Source organism: Acinetobacter sp. AM (genome assembly GCF_003105055.1).
In the GTDB taxonomy this organism is placed as follows: Bacteria; Pseudomonadota; Gammaproteobacteria; order Pseudomonadales; family Moraxellaceae; genus Acinetobacter; species Acinetobacter tibetensis.
This window is the reverse complement of the sequence record NZ_QETG01000009.1, coordinates 22,220-37,043: the sequence shown is the minus strand read 5'-3', so window position 1 is coordinate 37,043 and position 14,824 is coordinate 22,220. Positions and strand designations below refer to the sequence as shown.

At 40.3% G+C, this 14,824-nt stretch carries 8 protein-coding genes; 3 read left to right on the top strand and 5 right to left on the bottom strand.

Annotated features, from left to right (window positions below):
• Positions 1 to 130: 130 nt before the first annotated feature.
• Complete coding sequence (locus DCO44_RS06540; RefSeq protein WP_116760237.1) at positions 131 to 1,573, top strand: spinster family MFS transporter; 1,443 nt, start codon at positions 131 to 133, stop codon at positions 1,571 to 1,573.
• Positions 1,574 to 2,107: 534 nt separating this feature from the next.
• A complete protein-coding gene (locus DCO44_RS06535; protein ID WP_116760235.1) occupies positions 2,108 to 2,659 on the top strand; it encodes a GNAT family N-acetyltransferase in 552 nt (183 codons plus the stop codon).
• 75 nt (positions 2,660 to 2,734) lie between these two features.
• Here DCO44_RS06535 and pobA read toward each other — a convergent pair whose 3' ends face one another.
• The gene (gene pobA, locus DCO44_RS06530) at positions 2,735 to 3,949 is read right to left on the bottom strand and encodes a 4-hydroxybenzoate 3-monooxygenase (RefSeq protein WP_116760233.1); all 1,215 of its coding nucleotides are present in this window, start codon (positions 3,947 to 3,949) and stop codon (positions 2,735 to 2,737) included.
• Between the two features lie 141 nt (positions 3,950 to 4,090).
• On the opposite strand from pobA, the gene DCO44_RS06525 reads away from it, so the two are divergent.
• A complete protein-coding gene (locus DCO44_RS06525; protein ID WP_116760231.1) occupies positions 4,091 to 4,906 on the top strand; it encodes an IclR family transcriptional regulator in 816 nt (271 codons plus the stop codon).
• Positions 4,907 to 5,066: 160 nt separating this feature from the next.
• Here DCO44_RS06525 and DCO44_RS06520 read toward each other — a convergent pair whose 3' ends face one another.
• From DCO44_RS06520 to DCO44_RS06500, 4 genes are all read right to left on the bottom strand, one after another.
• Complete coding sequence (locus DCO44_RS06520; protein ID WP_116760229.1) at positions 5,067 to 5,663, bottom strand: hypothetical protein; 597 nt, start codon at positions 5,661 to 5,663, stop codon at positions 5,067 to 5,069.
• 505 nt (positions 5,664 to 6,168) lie between these two features.
• On the bottom strand, positions 6,169 to 6,660 hold the full coding sequence (locus tag DCO44_RS06510) for a hypothetical protein (protein WP_228157521.1): 492 nt from the start codon (positions 6,658 to 6,660) through the stop codon (positions 6,169 to 6,171).
• Between the two features lie 15 nt (positions 6,661 to 6,675).
• On the bottom strand, positions 6,676 to 11,454 hold the full coding sequence (locus tag DCO44_RS06505) for an RHS repeat-associated core domain-containing protein (protein WP_116760225.1): 4,779 nt from the start codon (positions 11,452 to 11,454) through the stop codon (positions 6,676 to 6,678).
• 73 nt (positions 11,455 to 11,527) lie between these two features.
• Positions 11,528 to 14,734 carry a type VI secretion system Vgr family protein gene (locus DCO44_RS06500; protein WP_116760223.1) on the bottom strand — a complete coding sequence of 1,069 codons (3,207 nt, stop codon included), beginning with the start codon at positions 14,732 to 14,734 and terminating at the stop codon, positions 11,528 to 11,530.
• Between the last annotated feature and the right edge of the window lie 90 nt (positions 14,735 to 14,824).

The window sequence follows — 14,824 nt, the reverse complement described above, 5'->3', positions numbered from 1 at the left end:
ATCTTTTTATCACAAAGTGATTGACCCCACCTGATTTAAGCCGTAGATTAAAAATAAGACGATACATAATAAAAACAAAAATAAATATAGAAGTATCAAATAACCTCAAACAGTCAGCACAGGAAGTTGCATGATGAACGATAAATCCATCGATATAGAACTGGTTGAAAGGACGATTCAACCAGAAGCACAAAATTTTGAACACAACCCAGTTCCAGAACATTCACCTACGCATGATGAAACGGTGCAAACTCCTAGTAGCGCCTACCATTGGTATGTGGTGGTCATTTGTATGGTGGCCTACATTCTTTCCTTTGTAGATCGTCAAATTTTATCCTTGATGATTGAACCAATTAAACATGACCTGATGCTGAGCGATACCCAATTCAGCTTATTGCAAGGTCTGGCTTTTTCATTGTTCTATGCTGTTATGGGTGTACCGATTGCAGCCCTTGCCGACAAAAAATCACGGATTAAAATTATTGCGATTGGGATTGCCTTTTGGAGTTTTGCTACGGCGGCTTGCGGTCTAAGCAAGAATTTTCTGCAAATGTTCTTGTCACGCCTTGGTGTGGGCGCGGGTGAAGCAGCACTTTCTCCTGCCTTCTATTCCATTGTTGCCGACTTATTTCCAAAGGAAAAACTGGGGCGTGCCTTAGGTCTTTATGCAATTGGCGCATTCATCGGTTCGGGGCTTGCCTTCCTGATTGGGGGTTATGTGATTGGTTTACTCAAGAATGTAAACTTGGTGACACTACCCTTGATTGGTGAAATTAAAACTTGGCAACTGACCTTTATGATTGTTGGTTTGCCTGGGGTATTATTGGCTTTATTGATGATTTTGACGGTACGTGAGCCTGAGCGTAAGGGTTTGAAAATTGGTCAAGATGGTCAAGTGCTAAAAGCTTCTTTCAAAAATTCGATTGCCTTTATTAAAACCCATAAAAAGACTTTCTTCTGTCATTTTATCGGCTTCTCTTTTTACACCATGATGCTGTACGCATTACTTGGTTGGGCACCAGCCTTCTATATGCGTAATCACGGTTTAGATGCCAGCCAAACAGGTTATATCCTTGGCACGATTATTTTGATTGCCAATACTTCTGGTGCATTATTCTGCGGTTGGCTCATCGACTGGTTCTCTAAACGTGGTTATAGCGATGCAGCGATTCGTAGCGGTATGATCGGCTGTGCAGCCCTGATTATTCCAAGTGTTTTATTCACCCAAGTGGATAATATGTACCTCTCATTTGCCCTGATTTTTGTTGCGATGTTCTTCTCGACTTTTCCAATTCCAGCGTCAGCGGCAGCCACCCAAATGCTCACGCCAAACCAATTACGTGCTCAAGTGTCTGCCAAATTTCTGCTGGTTTCTAATTTAATTGCTTTAGGCATTGGCACCACCGCAGTTGCTTTAATTACAGACAAATATTTCCAAAATACTGTGATGGTAGGCAATTCAATTTCGATTGTGAATGCTGTAGCAGGCGTACTTGGTACATTCTTACTATACAAAGGCTGCCAATATTATCGTGACAGTATTCAAGTGGAAAAAGAAGCTGAACATGCATAATCACTTCACCTCGAGCAATCCATGCTAGCGAAAGGTTCTCCTTTCGCTTTTTTATGTTTTGCACTGAAAATGTTTGATATAAATCAATTCACGATCTTAACGCTGCGAATTGCAGAATATTTATTTGGCATCATTATGCATGCAATAAATCGAATAGATGAAACTACTTCTCATATACTAAACCGTTTGGCAAGATCCAGAGTCAGCTTATATTCGCAGTAGTTTAACATCACAGGGTTGGACATCATCAACACAACTGGTTGAAGTGCTTTTTCCGCACAGAGGCGTATCACCTATGATCTACTTCAACGTGATGTCACCATTCAACAACAAATTTGAGTCATTGATGGGAAACTTGATATTCAATTGGGAGCGCAACCTGATCAACTCAATCAGGGCGATTGACCTTACCATTCATTTAGAACATCCGATTATTTTTAGCAATCTAAATGCAGAACCTTATCGTTAAGTTTTAGCGATTGAAGATAGAAAAATCCCATACAATATGCGCCTTACACCTGCTTGGAACCTGTGATGTCACAAAGTGAAGCCTCTTTAACCGAGTTTAAACTGATTGAATGTAATGAAACCGAGCATGCAGTTGCTATTTTAGAGATTCTGAATGAGGCGATACTAAATTCCACTGCCCTATATGACTATCAGCCACGCACACTGCAAAGTATGCAAATCTGGTTTGCTAGCAAACGAGAGCAGCATTTTCCTGTATTCGGCATTATCAACCCAACTGGGAAATTACTCGGCTTTGCGACATGGGGAAGCTTTAGAGCCTTTCCTGCCTATAAATATACGGTTGAGCACAGTGTGTACATTCACCATGAGCATCGTGGTTGTGGGCTGAGTAAAATCCTGATGCAGACACTCATTGAAAAAGCACAACAGCAACAATTGCACGTCATGGTGGGCTGTATCGATGCCGAGAATGCTGCCAGCATTCGATTACACCAAAAGCTCGGTTTTACCCATTCAGGTACGATTCAACAGGCAGGGTTTAAATTTGGGCGTTGGTTAGATGCCGCATTTTACCAACTAACGCTTACAACCCCACTACACCCTCAGGATGGTTAAACTCAATGCCATTGTGTAAAAATAAAAAAGAGAGCATTGTGCTCTCTTTTTAGAATCTAAGAATAGAAAAACGGTTTAACTGGCTTGCTGAAATTCACTTAAATACTTAATTTCATAGGGTAAACCGACATAGTTTTCGGCCAGTGTGGTTTGCCCAGCCAATGAACCGAGGATATAGCTTAATTCAGCCTGTTTAATCTTATGATCAAACTCGCTTTCGGTTTCAAAACGATGCAATAAATGGGTCATCCACCAAGAAAAGCGTTCCGCTTTCCATACACGCTGCAAACATTTTTCCGAATATTCATCAATACCTTGCTCTGAGCCATTTTGATAATACTCAATCAAGGCACTAGATAAATAGGCAATGTCTGAAGCCGCCAAATTCAAACCTTTCGCGCCTGTCGGAGGCACAATATGTGCGGCATCGCCTGCCAAAAACAGTTTGCCAAAACGCATCGGTTCAGTTACGAAGCTACGCAGTGGTGCAATGCTTTTCTCAATCGATGGACCTGTGATTAATTTTTCTCGACTTTCAGGGTCTAGACGATTTTTCAATTCATCCCAAAACTGTTCATCTGACCAATTATCAACATGATCGGTCAATGGAACCTGTAAATAGTAACGGCTACGGGTTTCTGAACGCATACTGCACAAAGCAAAACCACGCTCTGACTGCACATAAATCAGTTCATCTGCGACTGGGGGTACATCTGCCAATACGCCTAACCAGCCAAAAGGATAGACTTTTTCAAAGGTTTTAATTTTATCTTCAGGCACACTGGCACGGCACACGCCATGAAAACCATCACAACCTGCAATAAAATCACACTCAATTTGATACGACTGGTTTTGATATTCAAAAGTCACTTTCGGCTGCGTATAAAAATCATCAATCTGCACATTGTGTGCTTCATAATATGAGCTCAAACCTGCTTGCTCACGAGCATGCATTAAGTCTTTAGTGACTTCGGTCTGACCATACACGGTCACTTGCTTACCGCCTGTCAGTGCAGCTAAATCCAATCGATGCTTTTGTCCTTGAGTCAGAATTTCAATACCTGAGTGTGGCAAACCATGCGCTTTAAGATTTTGATCGACACCTGCTTCTGTCAACAAGTCCACCGAAACCTGTTCCAAAATTCCTGCACGGATACGCGATGACACATAGTCAGCGCTACGCTGTTCAATAATAATGTGATCAATTCCTGCTTTATAGAGCAACTGCCCGAGTAGTAACCCTGCGGGACCTGAACCAATAATTGCCACTTTGGTTTTTACAATTTCCATGCTGTTCATCCTTGTTCTTTCCTTGTTTCAGATTACGCTGGGATGTTTTTTTGAGCTATATCGCCATATTGAAATTGACCGTATATCATTAGAGTTGTCCGTCTATCGGACAAAACCATATCAATATTTGGAAAAAGCAGCATGAAAACTGAACAAGATCATATGTTGCATCCGCTGTCCCAAGAAGTCATTCCGCAGGCGGACTACATTGCAGGATTGGCCAAAGGCTTACATATTTTAGAAGCGTTCGGGGTCGATCGGCAGCGCCTGAACGTGACCCAAGTGGCTGAGCGCACTGGCATCAGCCGGACTGCTACACGACGCCATTTAAAAACTTTAAAATTTTTAGGTTATCTAGAGAGTGATGAACATTATTTTTGGTTAACCCCACGAGTCTTACGTTTTTCCAGTGCGTATTTAAGCTCGGCTCATCTGCCTAAAGTAGCACAATCTTTACTGAATTTACTCTGCGCGCAAACGTCCTTGACCTTTTCCATGGTGGTTCTAGATGAACATGAAGTCGTGCCTATTGCCCGAAGCTATCTACCACAACAAGACCAGTTTCGCGTCAATCCTTATGGTATGCATTTAGGCAATCGCCTGCCTGCACATGCGACTTCGACAGGTAAAGTTTTATTGGCGGCTTTATCTACAGAAGCACAACACGCTTGGGTAAATAAATATGGACTAAAACGTTTAACCCCCCTCACCATTACCGATAAAAATCAATTCTATGCCGAACTCGAGAAAGTGGCTTTATCGGATTATTGCCTGTCTAAAGAAGAACATGAGTTGGGGATTATTGCACTTGCTGTACCCGTGTTAAATGCACAAGGTCAGACCATTGCTGCCATTAATTGTATGTCGCAAAGCAACCGTACCAGTGAAGAGTATTTAATTCAGCAAGTTTTACCGTTGTTGAGACATACGGCAAATGAGTTGCGCGGCTTAATTTAAAACATCCTCAAACTTAAGCCCCACTTAGACAGCTAAATGTTGGACATTTAATCCAGAAAATGTAACTGAATGAATAGTACTTATGTGTTCAGCATGAAAAAGCCATGATAATGGCATGGCTTTTTCAATTTTAAGAGATAAAAATAAGTGCTATATCCGCTTATTTCACAGGAATCATGAGATGTTGATAAGGGGTTCCTGACCACATAACATAAGGAACTGTGGTATCAGGCTGTGCGCTTTTCGGATACATATCATAAAAACTTTGCGATGCACCTACAATCATGACATGCGGACCTGTTTGCAGCCAATGATTGTTTGCGGTTGGTTTGGTGGCATAAGGGTCGACATTGCTCGCGTCAGTCCCTCCCATAAGCATGTACATAAAACCAATTTTACCTTCTACTGGTTTTTTATGACCAATCCAAGCTTCTGCCCATGCTAATGCAGCGGGGTCCATACACATGGGATCTGGGCCAGGGGTTGCAGGGTTATCAGGCATGCAGGTAAAGTTATTTTTTCCTTTACGCAAAACACGCATTTTTCCATTGGCATCCATTGCCATGAATGTCGCTTCTGCACTGACATTCATTGGTGCTGCACTCATAGCACTCATCATCGCTTTTTTATCATCGACGGAATGCGAGCTATGCGTTGCCATGTCCATACTAGAACCGTTGTAATCATCCATAGCGAAAGTCATGGGCGACAATAAAGAAATACATCCAGCAGTTATTAAAAACTTGAGGAAATTCATGGCATATCCTCCGATTTTGAGGTTAGGTGTGTAATAAAAACTTCCGTTCTACACTACACCTGCCATAGCTTTTAAAAATGGAATGAAACTCAAGATTATCATTCTTATCAAGTCTATTTTTTAACCACAATAAGACAAAGTCAATATCATGGATACCTTATATTACAAAACGGTTTTGTTGCACAAACCTATCTCTAAAGGCTTATTCCACAATATAACTTTCAAATGAACAAGCCTACACCTGAAATTTGCCGTACTCTAAATTGGTCTTCATCAACTGAGTTCTCATTAATCGTGAAAATATTGCCATTTGGTTTGATCCCAAAACTCAACGAAAAGATTCATGCCCTTGTGGCAGTATTTATTAAATTTACGGATTTAGGCAGACCTCGTACCAGAGTTAAAACTTCAACTTGAGTAGATAGGGGAAATCTTAATTTTTAAATATTTGTGCAAAAAATATTATATAATACCAGCCCCCTACTTTAGTGAAAATAAAATTATTTTAACTAGAAATATTACAAACATAACGTTTATGTCTTGAATGAATAAAACCTATATTCCAATATCCAACCAATTGATTTAAGGACTGCCCTTCACCAATACTACCATATGAATCCAAATTCACAGGTGGTACAAGTTCTAATTGATTCATTTCCTTATCACAATAAATATATGATTCTTTGTATTTTTCTTTATAAAACCAACCTTTTTCACTAAGACTACTATTAATATTATTTAAAAAATCAATATCACTATCACCTCCCTTAATTTGAAAAATTAATCGATCTGCATTATATGAAGAAAATGAATGCTTATCTATGATACGATCACCAAAAACAAAAATAGCATCACGTTCAAATCTCTTTATTATTATCTTATCATTTCTAATTTTTTTAACTTCATTTTTATTTCCCAAATCACAGGCAACACATCCGAAAATCATTAAAATATAAAATATAAATTTTAAAATGGAACTTCTCACTATAATAGCCATTACAATTACTCTACTCTATTTAGTTTTACTACTAGGTTTAACAGCATCTAAAATTGTATCAACACTAACCGTGCCACTTACACCAATATTAAAGCCTGGCGTGCCAACACCTAATTCGGAAGCCCAAGCTCCTCTAACAGGACTATTTTTACTTACTAATGGAGCGACTAAATTAGCTACAGCCCCATAAGCTCCGCCACCAACAGAAACTGAAGCCCCACTTACAAATTCATTTGTAATTTCACCCATAGTCATCTTTGATTTCGAATAACTTGGAATATTATGAATATTACCGCCTACACAACTAGCTCCCGCCAAATCTTTAGCACTAAACTGCTTATTTTGAGCAACAGATTTAGCTACAGGAATTAAAAGTGAATCCTTAGAACCACTAATATAATATTCTCCAGTCCATTGATTTTTTACAAATCCAACTCCTATTCCTAATCCTCCTCCACTACATGCTATATAATCAAAAAGTGGCGCTGTTTTTAACTTGCATAATTCTCCTGTTTCAGCATAACAATCAAAATTTTTTCTTCCTTGATACGCCAAACCTGATTGAGCGCTTGCAGGAACACCAAACATCTCACCAAAATTCATTCCATTTAATCCGTTTGGATCAATCCATTGATTCGGATTATTTACATAAGCAGATGTATTTATTCCACCCTCTAATCCTATCGGATCTTTACTTATATACCTTACACTATACGGCTCATAATAACGATAACGGTTATAATGCAATCCAGTTTCATTATCGTAATACTGGCCTTGGAATCTGAGATTACTCTGTTCAAATGGATTGTCTTTATTTAGCATTTGAATCTCGAGTGCAGTCCCCCACGTATCCTGAGTAATTTCCCAAACACATTCACCTGCTGTATTACTCAATGTTTGTGGTGTTCCCACCTGATCACAATGATAAAAAACAGTTTGCTCTAAAGCCACACGGTTTTTACGTGTATCTGTGCTCCAGATCGGGTCTTTATAAATAGAATAAGGCTTGTTGAGGTATTTGCTATAATCGGGGGTTTCAATTAGTTCAATAAAACCTTGATAACCTGCCTGCATTAACGGCACAAAGCTATCAGGCTCATAAACGTAATGTTTGGTATAGCTCTTCTCAGGATTGTTCGAATTTTGGCTTGATTCCCAAATCATCAAATCACCATCCCAACCAAATAAGGTTAAGTCTTGGTTTGATGATTTCTTATATAAACGACGTCCAAAGACATCATAGCCATAGTAAGTTACATGCCCATTTAAGTTACTTTGGATCAAACGATTATGATTATCCCAAGTCAGCTTTAAGGTTTTGCCATTTTGCGTGGTTTCAATCACATTACCTTGTACATCATATTGATAATGCTTGCCTTGATACTGTTTGATTAAATTATTTTTGACATGTGTTGTCTGATTCATTGGATCAACCAGATTTCCGGCTGGATCAAACTTAAAACTTTCGTTTTTATGCTGACTCTGGGTTGAAATCAAACGTCCAATCGGATCATATTGATAATTGAGTTGTCCTAAACGACTGTCTTCAACTTGGGTGAGCAAATAGTTTTTATCATATTGATAATGTCTATGTGCTTGATAACGTAAATAATCTGAGGTTTCTTGCTCATGCTCAATCTGTTGAGAAATCAGTAATCCGACATCATTATAATGCTTGGTTTGCACCAAACCATTTGCCAGAAAACGTACCGTTTCACGATGCAAATCATCACGCTGGAAAGAAACAACATCCTGTCGGTTAAAAGCAATCCCGTAGATGTGCCCTGAACCATAGCTTAGATTCGTCTGTTCCTGCCCATCTGGACGAACAGTTTTGACCAGATTACCTAATTCATCATATTCATAACGCAGTACAGCAGTTAGATTCAACATCTTATAATGCTGATGTTCACGCACCAATTGTCCAAGCTGATTACGATATAATTGAACCTGACTTTCTGCATTACTGGCTGAGCTTAATTGTTGATTTAAGTTATATTCAAAGTACTCTGTCTGGCTTTGATGAGTATGTAGATGCGTATATGTTTTAGAAGCAATCTGCCCATCGTCATAATAGCTAAATTCAGTCAGAATATTGGGTTGGCGAATCTGGAACAATAGACCATTTTCACTATAGCTATAGTGCTTTTCTTCACCATCAAATGCTTGTTCTCGAACTAATTGGCCAAATTTGTTATAACCAAACTGGTATTCAGCCTGATTCTGATTGATGAGCTTTTGAAGACGGCCTTGTTTATCCCATTGATAACCCACACGGTGCTGATTGGCATCAATCCGCTGTTCTAGTAAGCCGACAGTATTGTATTGATATTGAGTGGTTAAGCCGTTGGTGTCCGTGTGTTTAAGCAGACGTCCTTCTTGATCATGCTCAAATAGCTCTTTTAATCCATCTGGATAAACAATAGCTTGAAGCTGACCTTTGTCTTTGCCTCGTGTGCTATAAAGATATTGAACTTTCTGCTCATTCGCCGCTTGCTGGGCACTCAGATCACTCTCTTCATCATATTCCCATGTACTGCTTTTACCTGAGCAATCGGTATAAGACAGCATTTGTCCTTGATCATTGTACTGGATTTTTTTGATGCCTCCTTTGGCATCAATTACTTCCACAACTTGATTATTGTTATTGTATTTATATTGGGTAACATGACCTAAAGGATTAATCTCTTTACTGACGTTGCCCTGTGCATCATATTCACGTTTCCAGATATTGCCTTCTGGATCTTTGGTCTCGGTTAAATTGCCTTGTTTATCATAAGCAAACCGAATCACTCCACCATTCGGCTGTACAATTTTCGCCAGTTGTCCCTGATCATTATATTCTTGTTGAGTTTCTCGACCTTCAAAATCAATTTGTCGGGTAATGCGTTTTTCACCGTCACGAGAATACCAAGACTCTCGTCCATCACCTAAACGGGTACGATAGGTAAAACCATCCAGATCAAAATAATAATAGGTCGGATTATCATAAGCATCGTAAACTGCGACTTGGCGTAAACGCGGATGCCATTTTAGTTTGGTATGAAAACTGCCATCATCCGCCCATTCTTCGATAGCTTTGGCATTTGGCAAAATCGATTCATAACGAACATTTTGCCCACGGCCAGTACGATCAGTATAGCGCGTTAACTGATGCACCTGATTATATTCGTATTGACGTACATGCCCATTTTGATCGAAAGCTGTAGTCAAGTTGCCTTGTACATCATAGTGATAGCGTGCCCAAGGCTCAATTTGATCATCCACAAATACAGCAATAATCTTAACTTGCTCATTAAAGGCAAATTTTAGTTGATGCTGTGCCTGTTTAAATTGGAAATCCATGGCTTGAAGATAAGCAACTCCATCTGCCAAAAGATAACTTAGGCTAATTTTTTCGTTGGTGATTTCATTGAATTGTTGAATTAAATGATAGGGCTGACCAAGACTAAATTGATGAAAATGGAAACTCCATTCACCACCAAAATCTAATAGCAAATCACCATTTTCAATTGGATGCACCGTCATTCCTTCATAAGGAACAGTATACGCCTGCTGCAAAATCGTAGACGGTAATGTATGTTTACGCCCTTTCGCATCAATAAAGATATAACCTTGTTGCTTTGGCAGAATCACATTGGAAAATGGCATCATCCAACGAGCACCAATTATCCCTCGATCAAACTCATCCATTTGCGAGTTATATTGACGACTAAATACAAAACCGATTTTCGGTAAATAGAAATCGGCATGCTGAACCCGCTCTGCGCCAATTGAATAACTGATACTCTTGCCAGTGTCTGAACCATTACCCTCACAAGGCGGTGCATTTAACGCATCGGCCTGTAAACTAACAAACTCCAAGGTATCACCTTTGGTATGGCGCTCATATTCTCCCGTCTGGCTAATCGGCACACTGGCATTGCCTTTATTTTCGCTTGCCTGAATCGCAGTTAAAGTTTGTTGTAATAACCAGGCCAAGCTGTATTTCTGCCCTGGATTGGCTTGTTGCTGCAATGTCTGGCTTAATGTGGCAATTGCTTGTGTTGCTTTTTGCTGTAAGCGTGTTTGAATATTTGGCTGAAGCTTAGGTGTTAAGTCCGCCTGACTTGGCTGAGCAATTAAATCAATAAGAGGCGCAGCCCAATTACTGAATTTTAATGTCGGATCTCTTTTCTCTGCTGTCGCACCTGCTGAGATTGCAGTCATACTTGTGCTTATTGGTGTAGTAGGTACTGACAAGCTTTTAAGAATACTACTTCCTAAAACTGTTGCTTGCGATAATAAAGCCGTTAATTTGGCTTGTGTTTCTTGCAAGAATTTCTCTAAATCACCTGCGACCATCGCATTCAGATGCAGCCCCAAACGTTTAATATCCGCGTCTTTAATTTTTCCATTTTCAGGATATAAACATTGCGACATTAGACCAAACATCGGACGTAATGCCATCCGCGCATGTGCTTCATTGCTTGGTTCTGCAAATAGACCTATTAAATTTGCAGCAAGCAATGCCCCCTGTTGTACCGCAGCTTCCTCCGTTTTACTATCTGTCGCGTATAAAATTAAATCCAGTACACTACCTGTTAAAGCAAAAATATTGGCTACCGTTGCAGTATTCGCGCTACCTTGTAATTGTTCTAAACTGGTATTACCACATACCTGTAAATAAAGCTGGATTTGCTTGGCAATCACTTGCAGGTCAGTCACCGTGTTTACGCTATCTAAATTAAAAATAGCAAGTTCAACCTTCGATGCTTTTTTATCTGTTGCCTGTTGTGTTTTTTCCGTAGCCATCTATCTCAAACCCTTAATTTATTTTTTCAATACATCTATTTTTTAAATTGCTGCGCGTTAATTCAAATCTGTCCTAACCATCGTTCTTACTATGAAAACGATCAACGATACCTTGCTGAAGAATCGAATCCATTTTGGTAGCCTTCGACAATTTTGTAGTCGCTTGATCTTTTACAAAGCCCACACTCTGTGCTTTGATCATGTCAACTGACTGGTTCGGATTCATGGCAATCTGTACCAAACTTTTCATTTGATCTGGAGAAATATTAACGTTCAGTTGCTTTGAAACGGCATTTAAAGCGGTATTGCTGACTTGATCCTTGATTTGTCCAACTGTCTGCTCAGCTAAATCATTTAAGGTATTTTTTCCTATGTTTTTAAGACTATTTTTATCCATCGAAAGTAAACTGCTGGTCAGTTGTTGTTTCATGTTCTGTCCTAATGCACTACTTAACGACGCTGCAACTTTTTCTACAGGTTCTGCCCAAGTATAATCACGTTTAAAATCACTACTTGGTGCCCATGCACTAGTCTCATCTTTCTCAAAAATAACTTTAGCTGCACCTGGGGCAATTCCTGTTACTTTAGCAAAACCATTTGCATCGAGCTTACCTATAAGCTGCTTACCAAGTGAATCAATGACCTTATAGCTATTCTGTTTAAAGAAATTGTCACCACCATAAGTTCTCAATAACTCTAAAGCACCTTTAAGCGATTTCGACTTTGGCAACTGTGGTGCATTGCTATTAACATTTGCCCCTGATGTAAACACATGCTGTCCCGCCTTCACCTCAAACTTGCCACTGGTGGTTGGAAAAATACCCGAACCATCTATTTTAAGTTGCGAACCGCCTGCGGTAATCACAATCTCTTTAGGACTGGTAATTTCAATGCGGTCTTCTGTAGAAACAATCTGAATGTTTTGTTTGGCTAAAATACTCAAGGCATCGCTTTGAGCCTGCATTTCAAACTTACCTTTGGCAGCGACTTGCTTAATGCCGCCCTGTGCTGCAAATAAACTGGCTTTACCACTGACATGTGTAATCAGATTTTTTTGAGTAGTGAAATTGATGCTGTCGCCTGCAAATTGGTTAATTTGCCCATCAGCCGAAACATGAATGTCTGCATTGGTGCTTAAACCAATCCCATCTGGCGAGTTTAAAAGTAATAGCGCCTTTTCAAATTTTGCAATCTGTTCTTGGATTTGATCTGCAAATTCTTTGAGTTGTTCAATCGATTCTATTTCATCAGTTTGCTGGTTTTTGGCAACTTCACTAAGGGCTTTGGCATTATTCTGGTTGCTTTCAAATTGTTGTTTGGCAACTTGTGCATCCAGATGTTCGCCCTGAGCCTGATCTTGTTTATATGTGGAAAGAAGTAATCCTTCTCCTGCACGTACTGCTCCCCATTGGTCAGTACGGAGTTCAAAGCCTTCTCCACGGTCTTCACTTTCTTCGGTGGCTTTGGGATGACTCAGTTTACCTAAGTTGAGTTGACTGGCCGCATGGCTACTTTGTAACTGTGCACTAATTTGTCCAGTCGTATCGTCAAAGCGTAATTGGTTAAAGCCCTCTCCCTGATATTCTTTAGATTTAATGCCTGCCAGTTTTTTGGTATCAGGCAGTTGTCCTGCATTATCGAATTTTGTAGGAGAACGCTGTGCTTCATGAAGACGTCCCACCACAAAAGGACGATCTATGTCTCCTTGAAAGAAGTCAATGACTACAATTTCCCCTATACGCGGCAAGAAACGTGCCCCGTAGCCTTCACCTGCCCATGGGGTCAATACATCCACCCAAGCAGAGTCCGTATCGTTATCATTGCTGCCCGCACCGCCATCATGTGTATGATCTTCATTTCTTGTGAATAAGAAGCGGACTTTGATGCGTCCCCATTCATCGACATGGATTTCCTCACCATTCGCTCCAACCACCTGAGCACGTTGCGGGTGTGCAGGTGGGCGATGCTGCTCGGGATGATAAGCGGGTACAGTTTTAATATGTCGACGTTGTAAGCTCAGCAGATTGCCTTGGCGTTGTTCACTTGCAATGCTGCTCAGTGTAGACGTGAATTGCCAATGACTGTGTTGGAGAAGTTGCTCTAGTTGTTGGTTTAAATCTTTAGGTAGGTTATTTTGGCTATAAAAGGTTTTTTCGGTAATGAGAAATTCTTTGTCTGCACCGCTGTGTTGATTAATTTCAGGATGATCTTGCAGTTCAAACCAGTAACCCACATGAGCATCTCGCACCGTAGACTGTGCACAGAAATGCTTGGCTTGTGCATTGTAATAGTCCGATAGCTGTTGGTTAAATTGTTCCAGTTGCGGATTGCCCGATGCTGTTGCACCATCCTCCCCATTCAGGTCTTGCATCCATGCGGGTGAAAAATGCCATGCTTGCTCTAGCCCTAAACTCGCAACATCATATTGCTCACTCTGCTGATGTTTGCTTTGCACGCTGCCTGCACCATCATCCTGTGTCAGTGCATCAGCTTGCCAGCGCTGAACATGCACTGCTGTGGGCTGTAACTGGCGTTGTGCCTGCCAATGGGTAATGCTATCTACAGCTTGAACAGCACTGCTCTGATGAAAGCGGATAAGACGTCGTGGCAGGGCTTGGTAGTGCTGGTTATCATCAATTAAGCGTAGCTTTTGTGCTTGAATAGGTTGGTGAATTTGGGCAAGTAGTGTTTGTGCTTCATCAATCAGCCAATTAATCCCTTCACTTCTGAGTAGACGCGTTAAAAAATCATAATCACTTTCATTGCTTTGCATGATGAAAGGTCGAACATCGTACTCTCGACTCAGCCCTGCTAAATCAAGGCTCAGGCTTGCCGCAAATAGCGGACTTTTTTGTTGCCACTCTTGGAACAGTATGTTGACCACATCTACCACACTTTTATTCATAAACACACGACTGTTACGGCGTTGTTTCCATAATGTGGTCGGGTCTTCAAGTGTGAGGCGATACAAGGTCAGTGCACCATCGCTTGCTCCAGCTTGAGCTTGGGTGATGATGCCTGTGATACGGCTCAGTTGTCCTGAGTCAGTCACTTGGTCGATAGCAACCTGACAGCCAATAAACTGTTTTAGCGGAATAAATGCATGTGTCGACAAGCAAATTAAACTGGCGGTTAAGCCTTGATTTAAGCCATGCGTCCCGTCTATTCGCTGTAAATAGACCTGCTGATTCAGCAACACATTGGCAAACTGGATATGCAATACACGTTTTTGTGTAGTGAATCCCAGCTGTTCTAAAGCAGCATAAATATGATTCAACATAATGTTTTAATAAATATAAAGTGAATGTCGTAATTATAAAGTTTGCCGTATAGTATAAAAATTTAGCATTTTTGACCAGCGCTAAGCTGA